The sequence below is a fragment of the Parachitinimonas caeni genome, from assembly GCF_030129945.1.
GTDB lineage: Bacteria > Pseudomonadota > Gammaproteobacteria > Burkholderiales > Chitinimonadaceae > Parachitinimonas > Parachitinimonas caeni.
Genome location: NZ_JARRAF010000217.1, coordinates 1 through 375 on the forward strand (window position 1 = coordinate 1; position 375 = coordinate 375).

The window sequence follows — 375 nt, forward strand, 5'->3', positions numbered from 1 at the left end:
CCGGCAACCGGATCGACTTCGATGGCGCCATCGACTACCGGTACGACGCCCACGGCAATCTGGTCGAGCGTTACGATCACGCAGGGCCGTGTCGCCTGCATCTGGGCTATGACGGCCTGCATCAACTGCACTGCAGCAAGCGTACCGAACACGATGGCCAAAGCCGTACCACCTGGTACGACTACGACGCCTTCGGCCGCCGCATCGCCAAGCAGACCGGTGACCAGATCACCTGGTATGGCTGGGATGGCGACCGCCTGTGCCTGATTGACAACCCCGACCGGCAAAGCCGCATCGTCTACCGCCCCGGCAGCTTCACCCCGCTGCTACGGCTGGATACGGCCAAACCGCCCAAACAGGCCGCCTGGAAACCCC

1 pseudogene is annotated in these 375 nt (G+C 64.3%); it reads left to right on the forward strand.

What is annotated here, in order from left to right:
* Positions 1-375 (forward strand): annotated as a pseudogene (locus PZA18_RS24385) (hypothetical protein); the annotation flags it as partial.